The 25,477-nt window shown below is 58.5% G+C and carries 28 protein-coding genes; 23 read left to right on the top strand and 5 right to left on the bottom strand.

What is annotated here, in order from left to right:
• The first annotated feature begins 22 nt into the window (after positions 1-22).
• Complete coding sequence (locus tag ACR0BI_RS07485) at positions 23-481, top strand: methylated-DNA--[protein]-cysteine S-methyltransferase (protein ID WP_170397424.1); 459 nt, start codon at positions 23-25, stop codon at positions 479-481.
• Between the two features lie 76 nt (positions 482-557).
• Positions 558-1,025: a hypothetical protein gene (locus ACR0BI_RS07480; protein ID WP_170397423.1), complete on the top strand. Its 468-nt coding sequence runs from the start codon at positions 558-560 to the stop codon at positions 1,023-1,025.
• Here ACR0BI_RS07480 and ACR0BI_RS07475 read toward each other — a convergent pair.
• The 4 genes from ACR0BI_RS07475 to fsa all read right to left on the bottom strand — a co-directional run bounded on the left by ACR0BI_RS07475 (position 1,010) and on the right by fsa (position 4,252).
• A complete protein-coding gene (locus ACR0BI_RS07475) occupies positions 1,010-1,723 on the bottom strand; it encodes a CDP-alcohol phosphatidyltransferase family protein (RefSeq protein WP_170397421.1) in 714 nt (237 codons plus the stop codon). The genes ACR0BI_RS07480 and ACR0BI_RS07475 overlap by 16 nt on opposite strands.
• A gap of 54 nt (positions 1,724-1,777) precedes the next feature.
• Entirely contained in the window at positions 1,778-2,698 is a 921-nt protein-coding gene (locus tag ACR0BI_RS07470) for a tyrosine recombinase XerC (RefSeq protein WP_480561147.1), read from the bottom strand.
• A complete protein-coding gene (locus ACR0BI_RS07465) occupies positions 2,695-3,402 on the bottom strand; it encodes a DUF484 family protein (RefSeq protein ID WP_480561148.1) in 708 nt (235 codons plus the stop codon). Before ACR0BI_RS07465 ends, ACR0BI_RS07470 begins: the two co-directional genes overlap by 4 nt.
• Before the next feature lie 196 nt (positions 3,403-3,598).
• The gene (gene fsa, locus ACR0BI_RS07460; protein WP_480561149.1) at positions 3,599-4,252 is read right to left on the bottom strand and encodes a fructose-6-phosphate aldolase; all 654 of its coding nucleotides are present in this window, start codon (positions 4,250-4,252) and stop codon (positions 3,599-3,601) included.
• An 88-nt stretch (positions 4,253-4,340) separates the two neighbouring features.
• Between fsa and ACR0BI_RS07455 the strand changes: the two genes are divergently transcribed.
• The 4 genes from ACR0BI_RS07455 to ACR0BI_RS07440 all read left to right on the top strand — a co-directional run bounded on the left by ACR0BI_RS07455 (position 4,341) and on the right by ACR0BI_RS07440 (position 9,236).
• Positions 4,341-6,536 carry a primosomal protein N' gene (locus tag ACR0BI_RS07455; protein ID WP_170511421.1) on the top strand — a complete coding sequence of 732 codons (2,196 nt, stop codon included), beginning with the start codon at positions 4,341-4,343 and terminating at the stop codon, positions 6,534-6,536.
• Between the two features lie 79 nt (positions 6,537-6,615).
• Positions 6,616-7,848 (top strand): MFS transporter, encoded by a 1,233-nt coding sequence (locus ACR0BI_RS07450; protein WP_170511419.1) that lies wholly within the window; start codon positions 6,616-6,618, stop codon positions 7,846-7,848.
• 66 nt (positions 7,849-7,914) lie between these two features.
• Positions 7,915-8,787 carry a 50S ribosomal protein L11 methyltransferase gene (locus ACR0BI_RS07445; protein WP_170397408.1) on the top strand — a complete coding sequence of 291 codons (873 nt, stop codon included), beginning with the start codon at positions 7,915-7,917 and terminating at the stop codon, positions 8,785-8,787.
• A gap of 104 nt (positions 8,788-8,891) precedes the next feature.
• Positions 8,892-9,236, top strand: coding sequence for a hypothetical protein (locus tag ACR0BI_RS07440; RefSeq protein ID WP_480561150.1), 345 nt, complete (start codon positions 8,892-8,894; stop codon positions 9,234-9,236).
• A 108-nt stretch (positions 9,237-9,344) separates the two neighbouring features.
• Here ACR0BI_RS07440 and ACR0BI_RS07435 read toward each other — a convergent pair whose 3' ends face one another.
• Positions 9,345-9,560: a DUF1127 domain-containing protein gene (locus tag ACR0BI_RS07435; protein ID WP_480561151.1), complete on the bottom strand. Its 216-nt coding sequence runs from the start codon at positions 9,558-9,560 to the stop codon at positions 9,345-9,347.
• Between the two features lie 333 nt (positions 9,561-9,893).
• Here ACR0BI_RS07435 and ruvC point away from each other — a divergent pair, with 333 nt between their 5' ends.
• The 17 genes from ruvC to folD all read left to right on the top strand — a co-directional run bounded on the left by ruvC (position 9,894) and on the right by folD (position 25,368).
• Positions 9,894-10,391: a crossover junction endodeoxyribonuclease RuvC gene (gene ruvC, locus ACR0BI_RS07430; protein ID WP_170404395.1), complete on the top strand. Its 498-nt coding sequence runs from the start codon at positions 9,894-9,896 to the stop codon at positions 10,389-10,391.
• Entirely contained in the window at positions 10,388-11,065 is a 678-nt protein-coding gene (gene ruvA / locus ACR0BI_RS07425; protein ID WP_170424326.1) for a Holliday junction branch migration protein RuvA, read from the top strand. Before ruvC ends, ruvA begins: the two co-directional genes overlap by 4 nt.
• Before the next feature lie 16 nt (positions 11,066-11,081).
• A complete protein-coding gene (gene ruvB / locus ACR0BI_RS07420) occupies positions 11,082-12,101 on the top strand; it encodes a Holliday junction branch migration DNA helicase RuvB (RefSeq protein ID WP_170397397.1) in 1,020 nt (339 codons plus the stop codon).
• A gap of 63 nt (positions 12,102-12,164) precedes the next feature.
• A complete protein-coding gene (locus ACR0BI_RS07415) occupies positions 12,165-12,788 on the top strand; it encodes a hypothetical protein (RefSeq protein ID WP_170636437.1) in 624 nt (207 codons plus the stop codon).
• Positions 12,785-13,168: a tol-pal system-associated acyl-CoA thioesterase gene (gene ybgC / locus ACR0BI_RS07410; RefSeq protein WP_170636436.1), complete on the top strand. Its 384-nt coding sequence runs from the start codon at positions 12,785-12,787 to the stop codon at positions 13,166-13,168. Before ACR0BI_RS07415 ends, ybgC begins: the two co-directional genes overlap by 4 nt.
• Positions 13,169-13,273: 105 nt before the next feature.
• Complete coding sequence (gene tolQ / locus ACR0BI_RS07405) at positions 13,274-13,969, top strand: protein TolQ (RefSeq protein ID WP_170636435.1); 696 nt, start codon at positions 13,274-13,276, stop codon at positions 13,967-13,969.
• Positions 13,970-13,971: 2 nt separating this feature from the next.
• A complete protein-coding gene (gene tolR, locus ACR0BI_RS07400) occupies positions 13,972-14,442 on the top strand; it encodes a protein TolR (RefSeq protein ID WP_480561152.1) in 471 nt (156 codons plus the stop codon).
• Between the two features lie 15 nt (positions 14,443-14,457).
• The gene (locus ACR0BI_RS07395; RefSeq protein WP_170424318.1) at positions 14,458-15,561 is read left to right on the top strand and encodes a ribonuclease E domain-containing protein; all 1,104 of its coding nucleotides are present in this window, start codon (positions 14,458-14,460) and stop codon (positions 15,559-15,561) included.
• Positions 15,558-16,877 carry a Tol-Pal system beta propeller repeat protein TolB gene (gene tolB, locus ACR0BI_RS07390; RefSeq protein ID WP_480561153.1) on the top strand — a complete coding sequence of 440 codons (1,320 nt, stop codon included), beginning with the start codon at positions 15,558-15,560 and terminating at the stop codon, positions 16,875-16,877. Before ACR0BI_RS07395 ends, tolB begins: the two co-directional genes overlap by 4 nt.
• An 86-nt stretch (positions 16,878-16,963) precedes the next feature.
• A complete protein-coding gene (gene pal / locus ACR0BI_RS07385) occupies positions 16,964-17,467 on the top strand; it encodes a peptidoglycan-associated lipoprotein Pal (protein WP_170397385.1) in 504 nt (167 codons plus the stop codon).
• 4 nt (positions 17,468-17,471) lie between these two features.
• A complete protein-coding gene (gene ybgF / locus ACR0BI_RS07380) occupies positions 17,472-18,302 on the top strand; it encodes a tol-pal system protein YbgF (RefSeq protein ID WP_170424526.1) in 831 nt (276 codons plus the stop codon).
• Positions 18,299-19,552, top strand: a complete 1,254-nt coding sequence (tilS, locus tag ACR0BI_RS07375) for a tRNA lysidine(34) synthetase TilS (RefSeq protein WP_170663876.1) — start codon at positions 18,299-18,301, stop codon at positions 19,550-19,552. Before ybgF ends, tilS begins: the two co-directional genes overlap by 4 nt.
• Before the next feature lie 77 nt (positions 19,553-19,629).
• Complete coding sequence (gene ftsH / locus ACR0BI_RS07370; protein ID WP_170424311.1) at positions 19,630-21,546, top strand: ATP-dependent zinc metalloprotease FtsH; 1,917 nt, start codon at positions 19,630-19,632, stop codon at positions 21,544-21,546.
• 96 nt (positions 21,547-21,642) lie between these two features.
• Complete coding sequence (locus ACR0BI_RS07365; RefSeq protein WP_170397378.1) at positions 21,643-22,218, top strand: MOSC domain-containing protein; 576 nt, start codon at positions 21,643-21,645, stop codon at positions 22,216-22,218.
• 166 nt (positions 22,219-22,384) lie between these two features.
• Complete coding sequence (locus tag ACR0BI_RS07360) at positions 22,385-24,061, top strand: formate--tetrahydrofolate ligase (protein ID WP_170511397.1); 1,677 nt, start codon at positions 22,385-22,387, stop codon at positions 24,059-24,061.
• Positions 24,062-24,118: 57 nt separating this feature from the next.
• A complete protein-coding gene (locus ACR0BI_RS07355; protein WP_170424305.1) occupies positions 24,119-24,424 on the top strand; it encodes a chorismate mutase in 306 nt (101 codons plus the stop codon).
• A 53-nt stretch (positions 24,425-24,477) separates the two neighbouring features.
• The gene (gene folD, locus ACR0BI_RS07350) at positions 24,478-25,368 is read left to right on the top strand and encodes a bifunctional methylenetetrahydrofolate dehydrogenase/methenyltetrahydrofolate cyclohydrolase FolD (RefSeq protein ID WP_480561154.1); all 891 of its coding nucleotides are present in this window, start codon (positions 24,478-24,480) and stop codon (positions 25,366-25,368) included.
• The last annotated feature ends 109 nt before the right edge of the window (positions 25,369-25,477 follow it).

Below are 25,477 nucleotides of genomic sequence, written 5' to 3'. Positions count from 1 at the left end.
AAACATCTGCAACCGTTCTCTTATGCCGATGATCGCCGTAGAAACTCAGTTTGGTTGCCTTGGTGTCGAAGAGACCAGCGGCGCCATCACGCGTCTTGTCTGGAATGGCCGTGACGAAGGTCTAGCCACCCCGGTTCTGCGAGAAGCGGCGGCGCAGTTGCGTGCCTATGACGAAGGGCGTTTGCAGCAGTTCGAACTGCCCTACCGGATCAAGGGATCGGAATTTCAGCGTCAGGTGTGCGATGCAATGTATGCTATCCCATTTGGTGATACGCGCACCTATGGCGAGTTGGCTAACGACCTTGGCTACTCGGCGCAGGCGGTTGGGCGCGGATGCGGGGGAAATCCCATCCCCATCATTATTCCCTGTCACCGGGTTCTGGGTGCAGATGGGAAGATGGTTGGGTTTTCAGGCCACGGCGGTGTTGAGACCAAAGTGGCTCTGCTGCGTCACGAAGGTGCTGCCAGCCTGTTGATCTGATCGGTACTTATCTGTTGCAATCGGAGCGGCACGGCCCCAACCTATATCGAATAGTGAATTTGAAGGACCGAATTGAATGACCGGCCAGACAGACCCCGCCGCACGCAAGAAAGCCATCATCGATCATCTGATGTCTTTGGAAGAACAGGAACTGGCAACCGCACAGGCACATTATGATGCCTTCCTTAAGGACTCGCAGTTGGATGACCGAGAAGGGCATGACAAGGACGACATCGCTGCCTCGCGCGAGAATGCAGATCTGGCGGCCGCCTTTGATGCGCCTGTTCATGCGCATCACGCCAAGATTGACGTGATCGAGAACACCGATTTTGGCCTCACGGATACGGTGCAGCCCGGCGCCGTAATCAAGTTCAACAATCGCCGCTTCGTCGTATGTGTCTCAACGACTCGGTTTGAGGTGGACGGCAAAACCTACATGGGCATTTCGACCCAAAGCCCAATCTATCTGGCTATGGTTGGCCTGCAAGAGGGTGACGTGTTCACCCATAACGGGACTGAGTTCGAGGTTCAGGAAGTCTTGTAATCCCGGGCCTTGCGCGGCGGAATGATCTGCTGCGCAATACCGGCCGAGACCAAATACAAGCTGGTGATCACCAGCCCCCAATGGGCCCAGCTTTCGGGGTGAAAGTCGACCCAGGCGGCCCAGCCTGCAAAGAATGTCCACGCAAAAGCCATAGGCAATGACAGGGTGCGCCAACGCTCGGTCCGGACTGGGTGAATGAATTTCAGCGGCAGGAACATTGCGACAGACAGCAAGGTGACCAGCAGCAGGATGACCCAGAAGTTGGGCTCCAGGGCGAAGATCACAATGACGAACATGTTCCAGCAACCTGGAAAGCCAGAGAAGGAATTATCCTTGGTTTTCATACGTGTATCCGCAAAGTACATCGCACTTGCAAAAGTGATGACGATGATTGCGAACCAGCCGGTCCAACCGTCCATCAGACCCGATTTGAACAGGGCAAAGGCAGGGATGAAAACATAGGTCAAATAGTCGATGATCAGGTCCAGCAAGACTCCGTCAAACTCGGGTGCGTTCTTCTTAACGTGATAGTGCCGCGCCAGCGGGCCATCGATGCCATCGACGATGAACGAAACAACGAGCCATAGATACATCAGGCTCCATTTCTCTTCGACTGCTGCCAACATGGCGAGCATTGCGAAAACGGCACCTGTGGCGGTGAAGAGATGAACGGAAAGCGCTTTGAATCTGAGTGTCATGGTGGTGTCATGACGGAAGCAAGGCGCAGATGCAAAGCAAAAAGGGTCTTTGCTTCAGGCTTTTGGGTGCGTGCGGTTATAGACTTCCATCAACCGGGCCGTATCGACTGCGGTATAGGTTTGCGTGGTTGAAAGCGAGGCGTGACCCAAAAGCTCTTGGATCGCGCGCAGGTCGCCGCCCGCAGACAGCAGATGGGTGGCAAAGCTGTGGCGCATCGCGTGCGGGGTGGCTGTTGCGGGAAGGCCAAGTTGCATCCGTGCCTTGGCGACCACAGCCTGAATGATTCCGGGGTTGAGCGGGCCGCCCCTGACACCTCGGAACAACGCCTTATCAGGGGATTGCGGATGTGGGCAGAGGTGAAGATAGCGATCCACCGAAGCCCGAGCGGCAGGCAAGACCGGTACGATTCTTTCCTTATCGCCCTTACCCGATATGCGCAGCGTTTCTGGCAGAGGAGCGTCCACACCGGTCAAAGACAACGCCTCGGAAATCCGCAACCCGCACCCGTAGAGGAGCGTCACAACCGCAACATCCCGTGCAGCGACCCAGTCCGATGAGGATTGTAGCTCGACCGTGTCGATCATTGCGCGCGCGGCATCTTCGGCCAGGGGTCGGGGCAGTTTCTTGGTAAATTTAGGCGCTCGGGTGGACAGCACCGCAGTAGGTTCGAACCCTTCGCGTTCGGCCAACCAGCGATAGAAGGTTCTGACGGCTGAAAGCTTGCGCGCCAGAGATCGCGCGCCGACATCAGAATTTCGCTGCTCTGCCATCCAGGCCCGCATGTCAGAAACGCTGATGCGTTCCAGCGCGGCCAGTCCTTGGCGCTCGCTGTGATGCAAGGTCATGAAGGACAGGAATTCTGTCACGTCGCCGCGATAGGCTTTGAACGTATTTTCAGACCGCCCCGCCAGCGCCCCCAGACTGTCCAGCCAATGCTGCAGAGCATCGCGGCAGGCTGGGGAAATCAGGCTCACGACAGCCAGTGGCGCATAGAGCGTTCGAACACGCCGGCAAAGAAGGCAAGAAGATCAGTTCCAAGCTGAGGTGAGAAATGCCTCGGATCGCGCGCGCCCATGACAATCATGCCGGGTAGGCGGCCAGTGCCAAGATCGAGTTTCAGGCAGGCCTCGGATCGTAGCTGATCGGCTTGTTTACCGTAAACTTGCGGATTGGGATGGCGGGTTTCGCGCAAGGTAACCTCGCGCGGTTGACCGTTACGGTCAGCGGTTAGATAGCTATCGATAAAGCCGGGCTCAGCCACAGTCAGCACGCCGCCGAGCTGGTTCACCACCGGATCATCACGTACGACGGTTGTTTCGAGGACCAGAGTGATGTGATCGACACGCAGGATTTCGGCCACGTCATTGCCTAGCGCGCGCAGGAAATCCTCGAACACGGTGGGCTCCAACAGGCGAAGAATGGCGCGATGCACCTGATTTGTGCCCGCCAAGTTCTCATACGCCGCCGCGATGACTGAGCGATGAGTGTCCTCAAGGCGGTCAAGACGCGCCTCAAGCCGCTGCATGGCGATACCGCGCAGGTCGATAACGTTGTCACCACGCGCCTGCTCATTTGCAGCCACCAAGGCCTGCATCAGGTCTTTGTCATCCAGCACGGCGTCAGGCTCAGCCAGAATTGCGGCGCGGAGATTGTCCTTGAGTTTAGGATCGCTGCTCATGTCCCGTCCGGTCGTTTTTTTGTTTGGCGGGCTTATAACATGGGTTGCTGGATTTGCCTTGGGAAAAATGCACGCGAAAGGCGAATTTCATCGCTGCTGTGGCGGGCGCTCCCGCCTGCCCGGCGCTGATCAAAGATCAGCTTTTGCCGTTGGGCCGGGCGCGGTGCCTGATGGCACCGCGCGGCAATGCTTGGGATCAGAGGATTTTCTGACCTGTCTTGGCCCAGTCGGCCAGGAAAGTTTCAAGGCCTTTGTCGGTCAGCGGGTGGTCGGCCAGTTTTTTGATCACGCCCGGAGGTGCTGTAATCACGTCAGCCCCGATGCGGGCACTGTCGGTCACGTGGTTTACGGTGCGGATCGAGGCGGCGAGGATTTCGGTCTCGAACCCGTAATTGTCATAAACTTGGCGAATATCTGCGATCAGGTCCATGCCATCGAGGTTGATATCATCCAGACGTCCGATGAACGGCGAGATGAAGGTTGCGCCCGCTTTGGCCGCCAGAATCGCCTGATTGGTCGAGAAGCACAGGGTCACGTTGACCATCTGGCCTTCGTCGGTCAGTGTTTTACAGGTTTTCAAACCAGCCCATGTCAGCGGTACTTTGACTGCGATGTTGGGCGCGATCTTGGCCAGCTTACGGCCTTCGGCGATCATCTCGTCGGCCTCGGTGGCGACAACTTCGGCCGAGACGGGGCCGTCGACCAGATCACAGATCTCTTTGGTGACTTCCAGAATGTCGCGGCCCGATTTTAGGATCAGCGAGGGGTTAGTGGTTACGCCGTCCACCATGCCCAGATCGTTCAGTTCGGCGATGGCGTCGATCTCGGCGGTGTCTACGAAGAATTTCATGAGGGCAGTCCTTTGATGGGTTGGCCTTGGTCGCGGATGGCTTTACCTCAAAGAGACCCATGCTGGAACCCCCTGCGAAGGATATACCGTGAGCGCTAACGGATTTTTCGACGAAGGAGAGCTGGTTGCGGTGCTGACCACGCAGCCGCTGGACCGGACGTTGGATTACAAAGCGCCCGAGGGCGGGTGCTTTCTTGGGGCGTTTGTCGAGGTGCCCTTGGGCCCGCGCAAAGTCTTGGGTGTGGTTTGGGGGCCGGGGCAGGGTGGTTTTGATCTGGCCAAGGCGCGGTCGGTGAACCGGGTGCTTGAGGTCGCGCCGATGCGTGAAGAAATGCGGGTGTTTCTGGGGAAAGTGGCTGACTACACCCTGACGCCGATGCCTGCGATGCTGCGGCTAGCAACGCGCGCGCCGGGGTTGGGCGATCCGCCCTCGATGCGCAAGGTTTATCGTTTGGGCGGTGGTCAACCGGACCGAATGACCGACGCACGAATGCGGGTACTTGAAGTTTTGCGAGACTATGGCGGCTTGGCCTTTACGCTGAAGGAACTGGCCGAGCAAGCGGGGGTCACATCTTCGGTCATCAAGGGGTTGGTCAAACAGAACGCTGTGCGTGAAGAGGACAGCCCGCGTGATCTTCCCTATCCTCATCTTGATCCTGAATTGCCGGGAAAGGACCTGACCGAGGATCAGGCGGAGGCCGTGATGCGGCTTCAGACCGGGCAACGGACGGGAGATTATGGAACGACTCTTCTGAAGGGGGTGACGGGCTCGGGCAAGACCGAGGTTTATCTTGAGGCGGTCGCCGAGGCCCTGCGCGTGGGGCGGCAAGCACTGGTCTTGCTGCCCGAGATCGCGCTGACGGCTGAATTTCTGACCCGTGTCGAGGCGCGATTTGGTGCGCGTCCGGCTGAGTGGCATTCGGGCGCGACCATGACTGAACGTCGCCGGGTTTGGCGGATGGTCGGTCAGGGTGATGCGCAACTGGTCGTTGGTGCCCGGTCAGCACTGTTTCTTCCATTTCGCGATCTTGGTCTCGTAGTTGTCGATGAAGAACACGACACCTCGTACAAACAAGAAGATGGGGTGCATTATAGTGCGCGGGATATGGCCGTTCTGCGTTCGGCCATCTGCGGAGCGCGGGTGATTCTGGCCAGCGCGACGCCTTCACTGGAAAGCTGGGCCAATGCCGAGGCGGGTAAATACGAACGGCTGGACCTGACCTCGCGTTTTGGTGCGGCAGTCCTGCCCGAAATGAAGCCGATCGACATGCGCGCCGAGCAGATGCAGGCCGGGACTTGGATTTCCCCCTCGCTGCGGCAGTCGGTGCAACAGCGTATCGAACGCGAAGAGCAGTCACTGCTGTTCATCAACCGCCGCGGCTATGCGCCCGTGACACTATGCCGGGCGTGCGGGGAGCAGATTGCCTGCGATCATTGCGACGCGCGAATGGTTGAACATCGGTTCCTCAAGCGTCTGATGTGCCATCAATGTGGTGAGACCAAGCCAATGCCAGAGGCCTGCCCATCCTGCGGGGTCGAGGGTAAACTGGCACCGGTCGGACCCGGGATTGAACGGCTGGCAGAAGAAGCCGAGGCGGCGTTCCCTGAAGCCAAAATCGCTATGCTCAGCTCTGATCTGTTTGGTTCGGCTCGTGCCCTGAAGGCCAAGATCGAAGAGATTGCCGAAGGCGATGCGGATATCGTTATCGGGACGCAACTCGTGGCCAAAGGACATAATTTTCCAAAGCTGACACTGGTTGGGGTGATCGATGCGGACCTTAGCCTGCATGGTGCTGACCTGCGCGCGGCGGAACGAACTTTTCAATTGATGCGGCAGGTGGCGGGCCGGGCAGGTCGTGCGGAAAAACCGGGGCAGGCGTTGTTGCAGACATTCCAGCCGGAACATCCGGTGATCCGGGCGATTCTATCGGGCGATGAAGAAGGGTTCTGGAAGGCTGAAGCCGCCGGGCGTCAGGCCGCCGGGGTGCCGCCTTATGGTCGAATGGCCGGGATTGTCCTGTCTGGCCCCGAGGTCGGGCCGGTCTTCGACATCGGCAACGCCATGGCGCGCAACGATGCGCCGTTGCGCGATGTTGGTGCTCAGGTATTTGGCCCTGCTCCAGCCCCGATCGCGCGCATACGCGGGCGTCACCGCGTCCGGCTGTTAGTCAGAGCCCCGAAAGGTGCGCCTATTCAGGACGCCATCGCCCGCTGGATCGCCCCGTTGAAGTTGAAAGGCGATATCCGCCTGACCGTGGATATCGATCCGCAAAGCTTCTACTGACCCCTGCATCAGTGCAGAGCCGCTGTGCGCCGGCCGCTTTCCCCTCGCCAAAAAGTACAAATGGGCGTAGAGCATCCTCATGCTGAAACCCATGCCCTTGTCTGAGGCGCAGAGTCTTCCGCTCTGGCGCCGCCCTATGACGCTCTTGTTCGTGATGGCGTTGACCATGCCGATCGCGTTTAACGCGTGGAGTGCATTGCTGAACAATTTCGTCATCGAGGCGGCGAACTTCGACGGGGCGGATATCGGGCTTTTGCACACGGTACGCGAGATTCCGGGCTTTCTGGCCGTTGGCGTGATTGCGGTGATCATTTTCATCCGCGAACAGGTACTGGCCATGATCTCATTGATGATGTTGGGCGTGGCGACGGCGGTGACGGCCTGGTTTCCCAGCCTTGGCGGGCTGCTGTTTGTGACGCTGTTCAGCTCGATCGGGTTTCACTACTATGAGACGGTGAACCAGTCACTGCAGCTGCAATGGCTGCCTAAAGACCGTGCGCCGCAGGTGCTTGGCTGGCTGGTGGCTATGGGCTCGGCTGCGACGGCTGTGGTCTATGGGTTGATCGTTCTGACATGGGACCGCTTCGACCTGTCCTATAACTTCGTGTTCATGGCGGCGGGCGGCGTGACGGCCTTGCTGGCATTGTTTTGCCTGATCGCTTACCCGCAATTCGACGCGCCGACGCCGCAGACCAAGAAGCTGATCCTACGCCGCCGCTACTGGCTGTATTATGCATTACAGTTCATGGCGGGCGCGCGGCGGCAGATTTTTGTAGTGTTCGCCGGTTTCATGATGGTCGAGAAATTTGGCTTTGAAGTACACGAACTGACCAGCCTGTACCTGATCAATCTGATGATCAACATGATGGCGGCTCCGCTGCTGGGCAAGGCAGTCGCGCGGTTTGGCGAACGCCGCACGCTGATCTTTGAATATGCCGGGCTCGCCATCGTTTTCGCAGCCTATGGCGGCATCTACTGGTTTAGCTGGGGCGTGCTGCTGGCGGCGATTCTCTATGTGATCGACCATGTGCTGTTTGCTCTGGCGTTGGCTTTGAAAACTTATTTCCAGAAGATCGCCGACCCGGCGGATATTGCACCCACTGCGGCGGTGGCATTTACCATCAACCATATCGCCGCTGTTTTCTTGCCAGCACTTTTAGGTCTGCTATGGGTCGTTTCGCCCGGCGCTGTGTTTGGTTTGGCCGCTGCAATGGCGATCATCTCGCTTCTGCTGTCATTACTGATCCCGCGTCATCCGGAACCGGGCAACGAAACCATCCTGTCGAAATACGCCCCCGCGCCCGCTGAATAAGCGACTCCGCTTGACCTTGGCGGTCGGTGCCCCTAGGCGCTGTTTCGATCGAAACAGGAGGCCCCCATGCCAACATTCACTGCTCTGACCACTTTGACCGGCAAGAAAGCCGCCGAAGGATTGGGCGAGGCGATGGAACGGCTGGACCCGGAACCAACCGGCGTCGGCGTGTTCGAGGTCGAGGATGGCTCGGGCCTGTGGGAGGTCGGCGGCTATTTTACCGAAACCCCGGATGAAACCGCGCTGGCGGTTCTGGCCGCCGCGTTCGAGGCCAAGCCCTTTGTGGTCTCGGAGCTGCCCGAAACGGATTGGGTCGCCCATGTCCGCCGCGAACTAGCCCCAGTCGAGGCCGGTCGGTTTTTTGTCTATGGAAGCCATGATGCCGACAAACTGCCCGAAGGCCGCATTCCGCTGCTGATCGAAGCTGCGATGGCCTTTGGCACAGGGCACCATGGGACGACGCTTGGTTGCCTCAAGGCTTTGGACCATCTTCTGGATCATGGGTTCACGGCCACCAAAGTTGCCGATATCGGCTGCGGTACTGCCGTGCTGGCGATGGCCGCAGCTCGGGTCTGGGATGGCGATATCATCGCCAGCGACATTGATGAGGTTGCCGTCGACGTGGCCGAGGCCAACCTACGGGCGAACGGTATGGCGGGTGCGGTTAAATGTGTTGAAGCTGCAGGTTTCGATCACCCGGATCTGAAGGCGCATGCGCCTTACGATCTGATATTCGCCAATATCCTAAAAGGTCCGCTCGTGGCCCTTTCGCCTGAAATTTCGGCGAACCTGCGGGGGGGTGGACAAGCGATTCTATCGGGAATCCTCAATGAACAGTCCGATGACGTGATCTCGGTTTATCTCCAAAACGGCTTCAATCTGGTTCGCCAGGATCGGATTGGTGAGTGGACGACGCTAATCTTAAGCAAACAGGGCTGAATTTAGGCCATTTACGGGAGTTTTGTGGATTTTTGCCACGTTTTTGTCGCATTCTCTAATTACCGTCTTTCAATGCACTCGGGGGGCGGTTTTCGGAGGCTGCCATGACAGGAAAACAACTCGAATTCGATCAACGCATCTCGCGTTTGAACAAAAAGCACCAGAAACTCAGCCGCGGCTATCGTGCCACGTTGCGCTCAGACGGGCTGGTGGTGATGAAACCCCAGCGTATGCGTTCAGCAGTTCCAGCGAGGGTTTTGTTGCTGTGTTTGGTTGGCTTCTTTGCCTTCAAGGCCTTTTTACTGTCCCATCTTGGCCCGACTGCGTACGAAACGCGTGTTGAAAGCCTGAATCAGGGCACGCCGGTTGAGAAAGCTGGCGCCTTGATCATGCAGGCCGATCCGGTGACCGCGTTTTTCTCGAGCCAACTGAACAAGGTTTGGTTCTAACCGGATATCTTGCACCCTCCTAATAAAAACACCGCATGCCTCACGGCGTGCGGTGTTTCTGTTTGCCCCACAGGGAGGAGGAAGGGGCGTATGCGGTAGTCCGTTATCTCAGTAACGGCGGCCTTCGGCGACAACGTCGATGTCGCCGCGGCATAGTCCGATATCGTCCAGTTCGCGGTCAGAAAGACCGTTCAGCGCGTTACGGGTTGCGCGGGCGTCATTCCATTCAACAACGGCGTTTACAACCGATGCAAAAAATGCGCCGATACGGCCGACGAGGCCGAATGAGCCAGTGGTGGTGCGGGTGGTATCCAGTGCAGCCATATCCTGTTTCCTTCTGGTTTGTGTTAAACTCTGATCTTGCGATCTGAGCGGCATCTAGTGATGAGTTTCGCCGTGCGCAAGCGCAGAAATTGCATGTGTCCTATGCATTTTTTGCAACGCTCGAAATTGATGAAAACCCCTTAAATCATTGGTTAAAGTTCGATCGGATAAGCGTCGAAAACGAACCTAACCCGGTCGCAAACAGGCCGCGAGGAACCGGCGGCGACATGAATGTCGGTTTTGGACCTTGAGTTGATTTCCTTGGAAAATGTTCACGCTTCGTGCTAGTCGATGAAAAAAGATCACACAAACCCGAGCAGGCCGAGACAAAACATGCGAATTCTGGGCATTGATCCAGGGCTTAGAACCTTGGGATGGGGCGTCATCGAATCGCATGGCAGCCGCCTGAGCCACGTTGCGAATGGATTGTGTAAATCCGATGGTGATGATCTGGGGGAAAGGCTGCTGTCGCTACACAATCAAATCGTCGAAGTCATCGCCGAGCACAATCCAGATCAGGCGGCAATTGAACAGACCTTCGTCAACAAAGATGGGGCTGGTACACTGAAACTGGGTCAGGCGCGTGGTGTTGCGCTTCTGACGCTTGCGCAGGCGGGTTTGCCGGTTGGCGAGTACGCCCCCAACCGCGTCAAGAAAACGGTGGTGGGCGTCGGGCACGCCGAAAAAGAGCAGGTTCTGCATATGGTCAAACTCCAACTGCCCGGTTGTTCCCCCAAAGGGGCGGATGCTGCGGATGCATTGGCGATTGCCATCTGCCATTCCTACTATGGCGCCGCACCGCAGGCACGGATGAAAGAGGTACGCGCATGATCGGCAAGCTCACTGGACGGCTGGATTACCGCGCGGCGGATCACGTTCTGATCGACGTGCGGGGGGTCGGCTATATCGTCTATTGCTCGGACCGGACCATGGCGGCCCTGCCGGGGGTGGGTGAGGCAATGTCGATCTACACCGATATGGTCGTGCGCGAAGACCTGATGCAGCTTTATGGTTTTCTGTCCTTGGTCGAGAAGGAATGGCACCGTCTGCTGTGCTCGGTTCAGGGTGTGGGTGCGAAGGTATCGCTGGCCATTCTTAGTGCGCTGGGGCCTGATGGTGTCAGCCGCGCGATTGCCTTGGGTGATTGGGGGGCCGTGAAGGCCGCAAAGGGTGTCGGCCCCAAGACCGCGCAACGGATCGTTCTTGACCTCAAGGACAAGGCCCCGGGTGTGATGGCGATGGGCGGCACGGTGACCGAAGCGATGGATGGCCCGGCACTTGAAGTGGTTGAGACGACCGAGCCTGCGCCTGTTCCGAAACGGGTGGCCAAACCGGCCTCGGGCGCTGCCGCTGCTTCTGCGGATGCGCTGTCGGCGTTGGGCAATCTGGGCTATGGACCGTCCGAGGCGGCATCGGCCGTGGCCGAGGCAGCGGCTAATATGCCAGATGCGGGCGAGGCCGATCTGATACGCGCCGCGCTGAAGCTACTGGCCCCCAAGGGCTGAGTGAAAGGGTAACTGAATGGTAGACGCTGATCCCGCCCTGCGACCCGAACCGATGCCCGAGGACAATGACCGCGCCCTGCGCCCGCAGGGGCTGGATGAATTCATTGGTCAGGCCGAGGCGCGGGCCAACCTACGCATCTTCATCCAGTCGGCCCGCCAACGCGGTGAGGCGATGGATCACACGCTGTTCCATGGTCCACCTGGATTGGGTAAGACCACGCTTGCGCAGATCATGGCGCGCGAGTTGGGAGTGAATTTCCGCATGACCTCGGGGCCGGTTCTGGCCAAGGCGGGGGATTTGGCGGCGATTCTGACCAATCTGGAATCGCGGGATGTCTTGTTCATCGACGAGATTCACCGTCTGAACCCGGCGGTCGAAGAGGTGCTGTACCCCGCGATGGAGGATTTCGAGCTGGATCTTGTCATTGGTGAAGGTCCAGCGGCGCGGACTGTACGGATCGAGCTGCAGCCATTTACGCTGGTCGGGGCGACAACGCGGATGGGGTTGCTGACCACGCCGTTGCGCGATCGGTTTGGCATCCCGACCCGGCTGCAGTTCTATACGGTCGACGAGTTGCACGAGATCGTCACCCGCAATGCCCGCAAACTGGGCGCACCTGCGGATGACGAAGGCGCGCGTGAGATCGCGCGCAGGTCTCGTGGAACACCACGGATCGCCGGTCGTCTGCTGAGACGCGTAGTGGATTTTGCCATCGTCGAAGGCGATGGGCGGATTACGCGCGACTTGGCGGATGGGTCACTGACCCGGCTGGGGGTCGATAACCTTGGTCTGGACGGGGCCGACCGCCGGTATTTGAAGCTGATTGCCGAGAACTATGCGGGCGGGCCAGTGGGGATTGAAACACTCTCGGCGGCGTTGTCCGAAAGCCGGGATTCGCTGGAAGAGGTGATCGAGCCTTATCTCCTGCAGCAAGGCCTGATCCAGCGCACTCCGCGCGGACGGATGCTGGCGCAAAAGGCATGGACGCATCTGGGGATGGCTGCACCCAAAGGACAGAGCGATCTGTTTGGTTGAAGTGGGGCGCATTAGATTTTAAGGCTCAGGCAGTCGTATCTAAATCGAGAAGAAGGACTGGGCGTGACACCCGATGAGATTGAGGCGCTGTTCACACGCGATAGCGGTGAGTTTCTGTTTGCGCGCTGGGGCAGACCCATAGTGCCCATCGTGTTTGGTGTCGAGGATGAAACGCTGTCGACCGTAAAAGGTGCGTTCGAGGCGGTTGTCACTCTGGCAAATCACAAGATGGCCGAGACGGATCCCGAACTGGGTGCCAATTGTATGGTGTTCTTCTTCCGTGAGTGGCAGGAATTGTTGGATGTGCCCGATCTGGATCGCCTGATCCCGGATCTGGCCCCACTGGTTGACCGGCTGGTGGCTGCCGATGCCAATCAGTATCGCATTTTCCGGTTCGAAGAAGACGGCGCCATCCGCGCGGCATTTGTGTTTTTGCGCATGGACAAAGAGCTGTCGAAAGTGCCGGCAGAAACGCTGGCGCTAAACCAGGTCGTACAAACGATCCTGCTTTGGTCCGATACTGCCTTTCGCAGCGCCTCACCTCTGGCGATTGCTGGTGACGCGACGATCTTGCGGCCTGATATTGCGGCCTTGATCCGCGCCGCCTACGATCCTGTTCTGCCCGGTGCCGCGCAGGATCCCTCTCATGCGCTGCGCTTGTTCGCCAGATTGGAGCCGTCGCAATGAAGCATCACTACCCGGTCCGTGTTTATTACGAAGACACCGACATGGGAGGCGTGGTCTATCACGCAAATTATCTGAGATTCATCGAACGCGCCCGGTCGGACTGGGTGCGTAAACTGGGTAATGATCAGAACGCGATGCGGGACGCAGGCATTGTCTGGGTCGTGCGGCGGATCGAGGCGGATTATCTCGCCGCCGCTAGGTTTGAAGACGAGCTGATGGTCGAGACCGAGATGGTTTCGCTATCGGGCGCTCGGTTGACAATGTCGCAATTGGTCAAGCGTGGCGAGACCGAGATTTTCCGCGCCGTAGTAACGGCCGTCTGTATGAATGCGCAGGGCAAGCCCGTGCGCCTTCCGGCAGAGATTCGCGCATTGATGTAACATTTTCAGCCTCCGGGGTGGTTCTGTTGGCTTTTCATCTCCATCTGCGTTAGCGTTTGGCAAAACAAGGCCAAATGGCCATCAGGCAAAACAAAGAGCAGGTTCATGGAAGCTGAAACGCTGGCGCTGGCGCAGGAGATCGATTTCTCCATGTGGGGGCTGTATGCCCGCGCGACCTTTATCGTCAAACTGGTGATGTTGATGCTGATCGGTGCATCCATCTGGTCCTGGGGCATTATCATTCAGAAACTGATCAACTACCGAGCCGCGCGGCGCGAGGCGCAGGTATTCGATGAAAGCTTCTGGTCTGGCAATCCGCTGGATGAGCTGTTCGAGCAGATCGGAACCCAACCCGATGGCAGTTCCGAGAAGATTTTCGCGGCGGGGATGATCGAGTGGCGACGCTCGCACCGCACCGATGGCGGCTTGATCGCAGGGGCGGCGGCGCGGATCGATCGCTCGATGGACGTGGCGATCGCGAAAGAGGCCGAGGGGCTGCAGAAAGGGTTGCCCATTCTGGCCACTGTCGGATCGACAGCGCCGTTTATCGGCCTGTTTGGCACCGTTTGGGGCATCATGAATGCCTTTATCGAGATTGCCGAGCAGCAGAACACAAACCTCGCCGTTGTGGCCCCGGGTATTGCCGAGGCGTTGCTGGCCACCGGTCTTGGCTTGCTGGCCGCGATCCCGGCGGTGATATTCTATAATAAACTCAGCGCAGACAGTGACCGCATCGTCGGCGGCTACGAGGCCTTTGCCGATGAATTCGCCACTATCCTGTCGCGTCAGTTGGATAGCTGACGATGGGTGCGGCAGTTCAGCAAAGCTCGGGCGGGAACGGACGCAGGCGCGGGCGGCGGCGCGGGCGCGCCCAACCGATGGCCGAGATCAACGTGACGCCCTTTGTTGATGTCATGCTGGTGTTGCTGATCATCTTTATGGTGGCGGCCCCATTGTTGACCGTCGGCGTACCTGTCGATCTGCCCAAGACTGCCGCAAGTGCCTTACCCGGTGACAACGAAGAGCCGCTGACTGTGACCCTGACCGCAGATGGGCGCGTGCAGATCCAGACCACGGATGTGCTGCGCGAAGAACTGATCGGTAGGCTGCGCGCGATCGCAGCTGAGCGCAGCAGCGACCGTGTGTTCTTGCGTGCTGACGGCGCGATTCCCTACGCGCAAGTGATGCAGGTCATGGGTGCTTTGAACGCAGGCGGGTTTTCCAACGTTGGCCTTGTGACCGATACCGGCGGGCCAACGCTGGACGAAGGGTGAGAGTGAGGCTGCGCGGTGGATACCGGCACCAAGATTTCGGCAATTGCGCATGTCAGCCTGATTGGCTGGGCGCTGATCGGCGGGACCTTCCGGTCCGAGCCGTTGCCGATGGCTGTACAGGATGTCTCGGTGATCTCGGCTGAGCAGTTTGCGGCCATGACCGCGCAACGCGAGGCACCCGAGGTGCCGACTGACCCGGCTGAACTGCAACAGCCTGCAGAACCTGATAAGATCGAAATACTGGACCCGACGCCGGAAGAAACGCCCGAACCTGAGCCGGTTGCCCAGCCCGAGCCGGAACCTGAGCCCGAGCCGGAACCGGAAACGGTGGAAGTCCCACCTGAACCCGAACTGATAGAACAGCCTCCAACGCTTGAAGAGCCCGAGCCTGAGTTGGCGGCGCTTCCTGCGCCTCCGGGCCCAGAGGCCGAACCAAGCCCTGCGGATAAGATCGCGCCCGAGCAGATTGCTCCTCCTCCGCCCGAGGCCAAGCCGGATGACATTGAAACCCCTCCGGTTTCGCTGGATGAAGGGGCGGAAATCCAACAAGAACAGCAAGATCAAACGGCACCGGAAGAGGCCGCGCCCGAGATTGTGACCGAGGCGGAAGAAGTCGAAGATCCGGCCCCGCGAACTTCTCCTCGTCCGCGCGTGCGCCCGAACCGACCGGCACCCCAGCCAGAGCCTGAGGTTGCAGAAACGCCCGAGCCCGCGCCGACTGAACCTGCGCAAAACGAGCAAGCAATAAATGACGCCCTGGCCGAAGCATTGGGCAATGGCACCGAACCTTCGGGCCCACCACTGACTAGCGGTGAAAAAGACGCGATGCGGGTTGCGGTGTCGCGGTGTTGGAATGTCGGGTCCCTGTCGACGGATGCGCTGGAAACTGTGGTTGTTGTCGGGTTTTCGTTAACCAGAGATGGCAAAGTGGTTGGCGGCAGTTTGCAGCTACTCGACAGTACAGGCGGCTCGGCCGCATCAGCAAAACAAGCCTACGAAGCTGCGCGCCGCGCAATTTTGCGCTGTGGGTCTAAAGGATATGACCTACCTGCTGACAAATACGATCAATGGCAGGATATTGAGATTACATTCAATCCCGAGAGGATGCGGATCAAATGATGAAACTTCTGACCAGCCTCTTAATTGGCCTGACCCTTCTTTCGACCTCGGCCTACGCCCAAAGTGGCCCGCTGCGTCTGGAAATCGATGAAGGGATCATCGAACCTATGCCGTTTGCCGTGCCAAGCTTTGTGCCTGACGGTCCCTCGGCGGCACAATATGCACAAGATATCTCGGGGGTGGTCGTGTCTGACCTGACCGGAACGGGCCTGTTTCGTGAAATCTCGTCGGATGCATATATCAGCCGCGTCAGCAGTTTCGATGCGCCGGTACAGTTCGCTGATTGGAAGGCGATCAACGCTCAAGCACTGGTGACAGGGGCGGTCAACGTGTCGGGCAAGCGCCTGACGGTCCGGTTCCGGGTTTGGGATGTCTTCTCGGGGCAGGAACTCGGCAACGGTTTGCAGTTTGCAGGAACAACCGACGGTTGGAGGCGCATGGCGCATAAGGTCGCGGATCAGGTTTATACCCGGATCACGGGAGAGGGCGCCTATTTCGACAGCCGTGTCGCGTTCGTGTCGGAGAGCGGCCCAAAGGATCAACGGCGCAAACGGTTGGCCATAATGGATTACGACGGCGCTAATGTGCAGTATCTGACCGACAGCGCAGCGATTGTTCTGGCGCCTCGGTTCTCACCGACGGGCGACCAGTTGCTCTATACCAGCTACGAGACCGGTCAGCCGCGTATTTATCTACTGGATGTAGGCCGTGTGAAACGGCAGGAATTGCCGACGCAGGAAGGCACCATGAGCTTTTCGCCACGTTTCTCACCCGATGGCCGTTCGATCGTTTATTCTCTGACCCAGGGCGGAAACACGGATTTGTGGAAAATGGATCTAGCCTCGGGCCAAAGCGTGCGACTTACCAATACGCCCGCGATTGAAACTGCACCAAGCTATGCGCCGGATGGCAGTCGGATCGTGTTTGAAAGCGACCGGTCGGGCACTCCGCAGCTTTACATCATGCCCGCTAACGGAGGCGAGGCAACGCGGATCAGTTTTGGGCAAGGCCGCTATGGCACGCCGGTCTGGTCTCCTCGCGGGGACTTGATTGCCTTTACCAAGCAGAACAAAGGTCGCTTCCACATCGGCGTTATGCGCACGGATGGCAGCGAAGAGCGCCTTTTGACCGCCTCGTTCCTGGACGAAGGTCCCACATGGTCGCCAAACGGGCGGGTCATCATGTTCACCCGCGAAACGCAGGGAGCAAGCGGTCGATCGACGCTTTACTCTGTGGATATTTCGGGCCGTAACTTGCGTCCTGTTAGAACGCCGGATGGCGGTAGCGACCCGTCTTGGGGGCCACTGCAGAATTGATCGGAACAGACAGCAGGTAAAGTTCACAACAAACCCGCAATGTGATAGAAGCGCGGCAATAAACAACGAAACACGAGGCACTTGAGATGAAACTGTTGAGCAAAGTCGCGGCAATTGGGGCGCTGACCCTGATTGCGGCCTGTTCCAATAATGATCCGTCGGCTCTGGGTGGCGGTGCTGGTGGCAGCGGCGCGCTGGTTCCGGGCTCACCCAGTGATCCGCGTTCGCCAGCCTATTTCCAGCAGACAGTTGGTGACCGGGTCCTGTTCGCAGTCGATCAGTCCACGCTCAGCCCGCAGGCGCAAACAATTCTGCAAGGGCAGGCCGATTGGCTGCTCGCCAATCCGGATTTTGTCGCCAATATCGAAGGCCATGCGGACGAGCAGGGCACGCGCGAATACAACCTTGCGCTTGGAGCTCGTCGGGCCAATGCGGCGCGGGAGTATCTGATCTCTCGCGGGGTGGCAGGCAACCGGTTGACCACCGTCAGCTATGGCAAGGAACGCCCGATCGAAATTTGCAGCACCGAGGATTGCTATTCCAAAAACCGCCGCGCGGTGACGGTGCTGACCGGCTCAACCTTGGGGTAAGATGATGCGAATTGCAGGATTGGTTCTGGCGGCGGTTGTGGCCGTCGCTGGTGTGGCACAGGCTCAGGATCAGCAGACTTTGGCGGATATCCGTCAGGAGCTGACGGTGCTTCACGTGGAAATCCAACGCCTCAAGCGCGAGTTTTCAACCACTGGTTCCCCTGCGCCAAACCTGTCCGGCAGTTCCGTGCTTGAGCGCGTTGATGCGATCGAGGCAGAATTGCAGCGCCTGACACGCCAGACCGAGCAGTTGAACCAACGGGTGCAGAATGTCGTGACCGATGGCACCAACCGTATCGGTGATTTGGAGTTTCGTCTGGTTGAACTTGAAGGCGGTGATCTGAGCGCGTTGGGCGAAACCTCAACGCTGGGTGGTGAGACATCGACCGATGTGGCTGTGGCACCCACCCCCAACCCTACGCAACCCACGGTCACTGATCAGGGGGAGCTTGCAGTCGGTGAACAAGCGGATTTTGATGCCGCTTCGCAGGCCCTGGTGGATGGAGATTTCCAGACCGCGGCCGATCTGTTTGCGCAATTCGACCAGTCCTATCCGGGCAGCCCGCTGGCGAGCCAAGCCAACCTGCGGCGCGGGCAGGCGCTGAAAGGGGTGGGCGATACACGCGAAGCGGCGCGCGCCTTTCTGGCCAGCTTCACGGGCGACTCCGAAGGGCCTCTGGCACCCGAGGCGTTGTTTGAGTTGGGCGCAGCGCTTGGACAGCTGGGCCAAACCGATCAGGCTTGCATCACCCTCGGCGAAGTTGGCGTACGATTTCCGGCATCGGCACCAGCTGCTTCGGCCACACAAGAAATGGCAACGCTGGGCTGTTCTTGACCTCTGACGCCGATACGCTGCGGGCAAATCTGCGGGCGGGTCTGCCGGATCCACCACCGCGCCGGCTGGGGGTGGCGGTATCAGGGGGCAGCGATTCGACCGCCCTGTTGCATTTGCTGGTTGATATTGCGCGACAAGAGCAGATCGAGCTGTTTGCGGCGACCGTTGATCACGGCCTGCGAGCTGAATCTGCGTCAGAGGCCTTGGCCGTCGCGACACTGGTGCAGCGCTTAGGCATTCCTCATGAAACGCTGAAATGGCAGGGGTGGGATGGATCCGGAAATCTGCAGGATCAGGCGCGGCGTGCGAGATACCGGTTGCTGGTCGCGTGGGCCGAATCGAAGGGCCTAGAGGCAGTTGCGCTGGGCCACACGGAGGATGATCAGGCTGAAACGGTACTGATGCGGCTGGCCCGTGCTTCGGGCGTTTCGGGGCTTTCGGCCATGGCTGTATCGCGAAAAGAAGGTCGGGTCACATTGCTGCGCCCCTTGCTGTCCACAACACGCTCAAATCTTCGGGAATATCTGACTGCGCAGGGTATTTCATGGATTGATGATCCGTCGAATCAGGACCCTCGTTTTGACCGGATCAAAGCCCGCCAGGCACTTTCCGGATTAAATCAAATCGGGATCACGGCAGAGTCATTATCACGGGTCGCTGAAAATATGGCACAAGCGCGTGAAGCATTGGCGCAATACGCGCAGGAATCCGCTCTCCGGTTTATCACGGTGGCGGATGGCGATCTTTGCATCGATCGCGATGGGTTCGAAACTCTGCCCGAAGAAATCTGTCGTCGGCTTGTGATTGCGTCTGTTTCATGGATCACGGGGGGAGAATATCCGCCGCGACACAAAGCGGTGGATCAGGTGTTGGATGCGATTTCGTCTGCTAAGACGGCCACCCTGGGGGGATGCATTATAATCCCGGAAGGCAAAAAAACTTGGATTTGCAGAGAGCTAAAGGCCGTCACCAAACAGCACGCGCGACCCTCAGAGCCGTGGGACCAGCGATGGATTCTATCCGGGCCCAAAACTGAAGATGCAGAAATTCGGGCACTTGGTGAGGATGGTATTTTGCAGCTGGAAAACTGGCGCTCTGCGGGAAAACCTCGTGCTGTCGTGCTGTCGACGCCCTCAGTCTGGGTTGAAGGCATGCTATTGGCGGCACCTCTGGCCGGTTTTGCAAATGAATGGCGGGCCGAACTGCTTCCTGAAAGGTCTGACTTCGACGCAGTGATTTTATCTCATTGAACCTGCCACAATCCTCTCTATTTTAAGGAACAACCCCGGCAGGTCCCCACCTGCCGAAACCTTTCGGGAGATTTTCCTTGGGCAACGCTCGCAACATCGCCTTCTGGGTCGTTCTGTTTCTGCTGATCCTGGCACTGTTCAACCTGTTCAGTGGACCCAGCGGGTCGCTTCAGAACAATGAACGCACCTATTCCGAATTCGTCAGCGCCGTGGACGCCGGAGACGTCACCAGCGTGACGCTAGATGGCGAACAGATCCGCTATCGCACGAATGAGAATCAGGACTTTGTCACCATCAAACCCACCGATGCCGAGGTGACGAAGCTGCTGATCGACAAGAACATCCCCGTACGTGCTGAAAAACAGCAGCAATCGGGTTTCCAGTCGTTCCTGATCACGCTGCTGCCCTTCCTGCTGCTGATCGGTGTCTGGGTCTATTTTATGAACCGGATGCAGGGTGGCGGCAAAGGTGGCGCGATGGGTTTTGGCAAGTCCAAGGCCAAGATGCTGACCGAAAAGCACGGCCGGGTGACGTTCGACGACGTTGCGGGCATCGACGAGGCCAAGGAAGAGCTGGAAGAGATCGTGGAATTCCTGCGCAACCCGCAGAAATTTTCGCGTTTGGGCGGTAAGATTCCCAAAGGCGCGCTGCTTGTGGGCCCTCCGGGCACTGGTAAGACGCTGCTTGCCCGTGCGATTGCGGGCGAGGCAGGTGTGCCGTTCTTTACGATCTCGGGTTCCGATTTCGTTGAAATGTTCGTTGGTGTTGGTGCATCGCGTGTGCGTGACATGTTCGAGCAAGCCAAGAAGAACGCGCCTTGTATCGTGTTCATCGACGAAATTGACGCCGTGGGGCGCCATCGTGGTGCTGGCTATGGCGGCGGTAACGACGAACGCGAACAGACCCTCAACCAGCTGCTGGTTGAGATGGACGGTTTCGAGGCCAATGAAGGCGTGATCATTCTGGCTGCCACCAACCGGAAGGACGTTCTGGACCCTGCGCTGCTGCGTCCGGGCCGGTTTGACCGCAACGTGACTGTTGGCAACCCCGACATCAAAGGCCGCGAAAAGATTCTGGGCGTGCACGCGCGCAAGACGCCTCTGGGTCCCGATGTCGACCTGCGCATTATCGCGCGCGGCACGCCGGGCTTTTCGGGTGCTGATCTGGCGAACCTCGTGAACGAGGCCGCATTGATGGCCGCCCGCGTCGGTCGTCGCTTTGTCACCATGGAGGACTTTGAGAACGCCAAAGATAAGGTGATGATGGGGGCCGAGCGCCGTTCGATGGTGCTGACGCAGGACCAGAAGGAAAAAACCGCCTATCACGAGGCCGGCCATGCCGTTGTGGGTCTGGAACTGCCGCTGTGCGATCCGGTCTATAAGGCGACCATCATTCCGCGCGGTGGTGCGCTGGGTATGGTTGTGTCACTGCCCGAAATGGATCGTCTGAACTATCACCGCGATGAGTGTGAGCAGAAGCTGGCCATGACTATGGCAGGCAAGGCCGCCGAGGTGATTAAATACGGCGAAGATCACGTGTCGAACGGCCCTGCGGGCGATATCATGCAGGCCAGCCAACTGGCGCGCGCCATGGTGATGCGCTGGGGCATGTCGGACAAGGTCGGCAACATCGACTATGCCGAGGCGCATGAAGGCTATCAGGGCAACACCGCTGGGTTCTCGGTATCGGCCCATACCAAAGAGCTGATCGAAGAAGAGGTAAAGCGCCTGATCCAGCAAGGCTATGAGCGCGCGCACAAGATCCTGACCGATAAGAACGAGGAATGGGAGCGTCTGGCGCAAGGTTTGCTGGAATACGAAACCCTGACCGGCGATGAGATCAAGCGCGTCATGAATGGCGAACCGCCCACCGAAAGCGATGATGAGGGCGACAGCCCCGATGAGGGCAACGCCCCCAGCGTGACTGCCATCCCGAAGACCAAGTCCAAGAAATCGCCGCCAGATGGCGGGATGGAACCAGAACCCACCGCATAATTGCAAAACCCGGAGCCAGCCTCCGGGTTTTCTCTTTTCATCAGGGCGTTGCTGGGCATTATGCCTGCTAACCTGTCATTGAAGGGGGGGCGCCTCATGCCATTCTTGCGTGAAACAGAATATTCAGCCGAGGTGGTATGGCTGGGCCATGTTCCAGCAGGCCAGTCTTTGCGGGCCAAGCCTGTCAACGATTTGGACCTGAATTTTGATGGCGTTCAGGGGGAACGGCATCAGGGGCTCAATAGGGCGTCCTGTGTTCGAGTAGCGAATCTCTATCCAAAGGGCACCGAGATCCGGAATGTGCGGCAACTGTCAGTGCTGTCGGCAGAGGAATTGGGTGATATTGCGGCTGAGATGGAGTTGGCAACGCTTGATCCGTCTTACCTTGGGGCTTCGATTGTCCTGAAGGGCATTCCCGATTTCTCTCATATCCCTCCATCTTCGCGGTTGCAGGCCGAGAGCGGTTTAACGATCACTGTGGACATGGAAAACGCCCCCTGCGTTCTTCCGGGCCGTGAGATCGAGGCGGATCACACTGGTTACGGGGCGGCATTCAAACCTGCGGCCAAAGGGCGACGCGGGATAACGGCTTGGGTCGAACGTCCGGGGGCTCTGAAACGCGGCGACAAGATGCAATTGTTTGTGCCGGATCAGCCCCTTTGGAACCCATAGGTTCAATCCGTTTCCGATTTGCGCATTACGATTTCTCGCAACGCCGTTTCGCGGCATGAAAATGTCGGAATCCTTAGCCATCAGTGTTGTGTACATCAGTATATGTTGCGCAGCGCCGACGCCCGTGCGTCGGTTTTGCACGGAATTCAATCAGGGACCCTGCCCAATGAGCTACAAATCCGACATTGAGATTGCCCGCGAGGCGAACAAAAAGCCGATTCAGGAAATCGGCGCGAAGCTGGGTATCTCCAGCGATGATCTGCTGCCTTACGGCCATGACAAGGCCAAAGTCAGCCAGGACTTCATCAACTCGGTACAGGACCGCGAAGACGGCAAGCTGATCCTGGTGACCGCGATCAACCCAACCCCCGCAGGTGAAGGCAAGACCACCACCACCGTAGGTCTGGGCGACGGCTTGAACCGCATCGGCAAGAACGCGATGATCTGTATCCGCGAAGCTTCGCTTGGCCCGAACTTCGGCATGAAGGGCGGCGCCGCAGGTGGCGGTTACGCGCAGGTTGTTCCGATGGAAGAAATGAACCTGCACTTCACAGGTGACTTCCACGCCATCACCTCGGCCCACTCGCTGCTGTCGGCGATGATCGACAACCACATCTACTGGGGCAACGAGCAGGAAATCGACACCCGCCGCGTTGCATGGCGCCGCGTCGTCGACATGAATGACCGTGCTCTGCGTCAGATCACGGCGTCTCTGGGCGGCGTGTCGAATGGTTTCCCGCGTGAAGCAGGCTTTGACATCACCGTGGCGTCCGAAGTCATGGCGATCCTTTGCTTGGCAAACGACTTGAAAGATCTGGAGAAGCGTCTGGGCGACATTATTGTTGCTTACCGCCGCGACAAGACCCCGGTTTACTGTCGCGATATCAAGGCAGAAGGTGCAATGACCGTTCTGTTGAAAGACGCGATGCAGCCGAACCTGGTGCAGACGCTGGAAAACAACCCGGCCTTCGTTCACGGTGGTCCCTTCGCAAACATCGCGCATGGCTGCAACTCGGTCATCGCAACCAAGACCGCGCTTAAAGTGGCCGACTATGTTGTCACCGAAGCGGGCTTTGGTGCTGACCTCGGTGCCGAGAAGTTCATGAACATTAAGTGCCGCAAGGCGGGTATTGCTCCGTCGGCAGTGGTACTGGTTGCCACCGTGCGCGCGATGAAAATGAATGGCGGCGTGGCCAAGGCTGACTTGGGTGCGGAAAACGTTGACGCTGTGAAGTCAGGTTGCGCCAACCTGGGTCGTCACATCGAAAACGTCAAATCCTTCGGTGTTCCGGTTGTCGTCGCGATCAACCACTTCGTCACCGACACCGATGACGAAGTTCAGGCGGTCAAGGACTACTGCGGCGAGCATGGTGTTGAGGCGATCCTTTCGCGTCACTGGGAGCTGGGTTCGGACGGCTCTGCGCCTCTGGCCGAAAAAGTTGTCGAAATCGTCGAAAATGGTGCCGCGAACTTCTCACCGATCTACCCAGACGACATGCCGCTGTTCGAGAAGATCGAAACTATCGCCAAGCGTATCTATCGCGCCGACGAAGTTCTGGCCGACAACAAGATCCGCAACCAACTGCGCGAATGGGAAGAAGCAGGCTATGGCAACCTGCCGGTCTGCATGGCAAAAACCCAGTATTCGTTCTCGACCGATCCGTCGCTGCGCGGCGCGCCCACCGGCCATTCGGTTCCGGTGCGTGAGGTTCGCCTGAGCGCCGGAGCTGGTTTCATCGTCGTTGTCTGCGGTGAGATCATGACCATGCCCGGTCTGCCGCGCAAACCGGCCGCCGAAACCATCTGCCTTAACGACGCAGGTGAGATCGAGGGCTTGTTCTAAGCGCTCAAATAAGACATCTCGTGGTCCGGGGATATCCCCGGGCCGCAGGAGACCAAAATGCCCACTCTGATACCTCCGCAAGACTGTCATTCGATGAAGGAATTGCGGCCTCAGATCGACAAGCTGGACCGCCAATTGATTGGGTTGCTGGTAAAGCGCGCAACCTATATCGACCGCGCGTCGCAGCTGAAACCCGGCGAGGGCCTGCCAGCCCGCATCCCGGAACGTGTCGAAGATGTGGTGCAGCGCGTCCGCAAGAGCTCGGATGAGTTGGGTATGGACCCCGATCTTGCCGAAAAGCTCTGGCGTATACTGATTGATTGGTCGATTGCCCGCGAAGAACGCGTGCTCGGCCCAGACTGAAGAAACGGGCGCCTAGTGCGCCCGATCCGTTTTGTGAAAGAAGGGATCAAAGAATGGTAGCGCAGGTTATCGACGGAAAGGCCTTTGCCGCCAAAGTGCGCGCGCAGGTGGCTGACCAGGTTGCAAAGCTGAAAGAAGAGAACGGCATCACCCCCGGTCTGGCGGTGGTTCTGGTGGGCGAAGACCCGGCCAGCCAGGTCTATGTCCGTTCTAAGGGCAAGATGACCGTCGAGGTCGGCATGAACTCGTACGAGCACAAGCTGGATGCAGAGACCTCCGAAGAGGACCTGCTGGCGCTGATTGACAAACTGAACAATGACCCTGCGGTGCACGGCATTCTGGTGCAACTGCCGCTGCCCAAGCATCTGAACGAAGATCTGGTGATCAACACGATCGATCCGGCAAAGGATGTGGACGGGTTCCACATCTCGAATGTGGGCCTGCTGGGAACAGGTCAGAAGTCAATGGTGCCGTGCACTCCGCTGGGCTGTCTGATGATGTTGCGCGATCACCACGGCTCTTTGTCCGGCATGGATGCTGTAGTGATCGGTCGGTCGAACATCGTGGGTAAGCCGATGGCGCAGTTGCTTCTGAGCGACAGTTGCACCGTGACCATCGCGCATAGCCGCACCAAAGATCTTCCCGATGTTGTGCGTCGTGCTGATATTGTGGTCGCCGCAGTTGGTCGCCCCGAGATGGTTCCGGGTGACTGGATCAAGGAAGGCGCAACCGTGATCGATGTCGGCATCAACCGGATCGAACGCGACGGCAAGAACAAGCTGGTTGGCGACGTTGACTACGCCACTGCGGCAGAACGCGCTGGTGCGATTACCCCCGTTCCCGGCGGAGTTGGCCCTATGACGATCGCCTGCCTTCTTGCGAACACGCTCACCGCGGCTTGCCGCGCAAACGGCTTGCCTGAACCGGAAGGCCTGACTGCCTAATTGCAACCTCCGAGTTCAATTCGGGCGCAAGGTCAATGATTGAATTGGTCGGAGAGCGAAAAGCTCTCCGGCCTTTTTCATTAGATTAGGATATTTATATAACTACATC

It is taken from the genome of Ruegeria sp. E5, assembly GCF_056534105.1.
The sequence above is the reverse complement of the archived record's forward strand: the minus strand, read 5'-3'. Positions and strand labels throughout refer to the sequence as shown.

What these genes read in the sequence shown, in the direction of transcription:
- ACR0BI_RS07480 (WP_170397423.1), top strand. Translation starts at nt 558, where the DNA reads ATGACCGGCCAGACAGACCCCGCCGCACGCAAGAAAGCCATCATCGAT.
- ACR0BI_RS07435 (WP_480561151.1), bottom strand. Translation starts at nt 9,560, where the DNA reads ATGGCTGCACTGGATACCACCCGCACCACCACTGGCTCATTCGGCCTC.
- ruvA (WP_170424326.1), top strand. Translation starts at nt 10,388, where the DNA reads ATGATCGGCAAGCTCACTGGACGGCTGGATTACCGCGCGGCGGATCAC.
- fsa (WP_480561149.1), bottom strand. Translation starts at nt 4,252, where the DNA reads ATGAAATTCTTCGTAGACACCGCCGAGATCGACGCCATCGCCGAACTG.
- tolR (WP_480561152.1), top strand. Translation starts at nt 13,972, where the DNA reads ATGGGTGCGGCAGTTCAGCAAAGCTCGGGCGGGAACGGACGCAGGCGC.
- ACR0BI_RS07445 (WP_170397408.1), top strand. Translation starts at nt 7,915, where the DNA reads ATGCCAACATTCACTGCTCTGACCACTTTGACCGGCAAGAAAGCCGCC.
- ACR0BI_RS07450 (WP_170511419.1), top strand. Translation starts at nt 6,616, where the DNA reads ATGCTGAAACCCATGCCCTTGTCTGAGGCGCAGAGTCTTCCGCTCTGG.
- ACR0BI_RS07485 (WP_170397424.1), top strand. Translation starts at nt 23, where the DNA reads ATGCCGATGATCGCCGTAGAAACTCAGTTTGGTTGCCTTGGTGTCGAA.
- pal (WP_170397385.1), top strand. Translation starts at nt 16,964, where the DNA reads ATGAAACTGTTGAGCAAAGTCGCGGCAATTGGGGCGCTGACCCTGATT.
- ACR0BI_RS07465 (WP_480561148.1), bottom strand. Translation starts at nt 3,402, where the DNA reads ATGAGCAGCGATCCTAAACTCAAGGACAATCTCCGCGCCGCAATTCTG.
- ACR0BI_RS07355 (WP_170424305.1), top strand. Translation starts at nt 24,119, where the DNA reads ATGCCCACTCTGATACCTCCGCAAGACTGTCATTCGATGAAGGAATTG.
- ACR0BI_RS07440 (WP_480561150.1), top strand. Translation starts at nt 8,892, where the DNA reads ATGACAGGAAAACAACTCGAATTCGATCAACGCATCTCGCGTTTGAAC.
- ybgC (WP_170636436.1), top strand. Translation starts at nt 12,785, where the DNA reads ATGAAGCATCACTACCCGGTCCGTGTTTATTACGAAGACACCGACATG.
- ACR0BI_RS07365 (WP_170397378.1), top strand. Translation starts at nt 21,643, where the DNA reads ATGCCATTCTTGCGTGAAACAGAATATTCAGCCGAGGTGGTATGGCTG.
- tolB (WP_480561153.1), top strand. Translation starts at nt 15,558, where the DNA reads ATGATGAAACTTCTGACCAGCCTCTTAATTGGCCTGACCCTTCTTTCG.
- ybgF (WP_170424526.1), top strand. Translation starts at nt 17,472, where the DNA reads ATGCGAATTGCAGGATTGGTTCTGGCGGCGGTTGTGGCCGTCGCTGGT.
- ruvC (WP_170404395.1), top strand. Translation starts at nt 9,894, where the DNA reads ATGCGAATTCTGGGCATTGATCCAGGGCTTAGAACCTTGGGATGGGGC.
- folD (WP_480561154.1), top strand. Translation starts at nt 24,478, where the DNA reads ATGGTAGCGCAGGTTATCGACGGAAAGGCCTTTGCCGCCAAAGTGCGC.
- ruvB (WP_170397397.1), top strand. Translation starts at nt 11,082, where the DNA reads ATGGTAGACGCTGATCCCGCCCTGCGACCCGAACCGATGCCCGAGGAC.
- ACR0BI_RS07475 (WP_170397421.1), bottom strand. Translation starts at nt 1,723, where the DNA reads ATGACACTCAGATTCAAAGCGCTTTCCGTTCATCTCTTCACCGCCACA.
- ACR0BI_RS07360 (WP_170511397.1), top strand. Translation starts at nt 22,385, where the DNA reads ATGAGCTACAAATCCGACATTGAGATTGCCCGCGAGGCGAACAAAAAG.
- tolQ (WP_170636435.1), top strand. Translation starts at nt 13,274, where the DNA reads ATGGAAGCTGAAACGCTGGCGCTGGCGCAGGAGATCGATTTCTCCATG.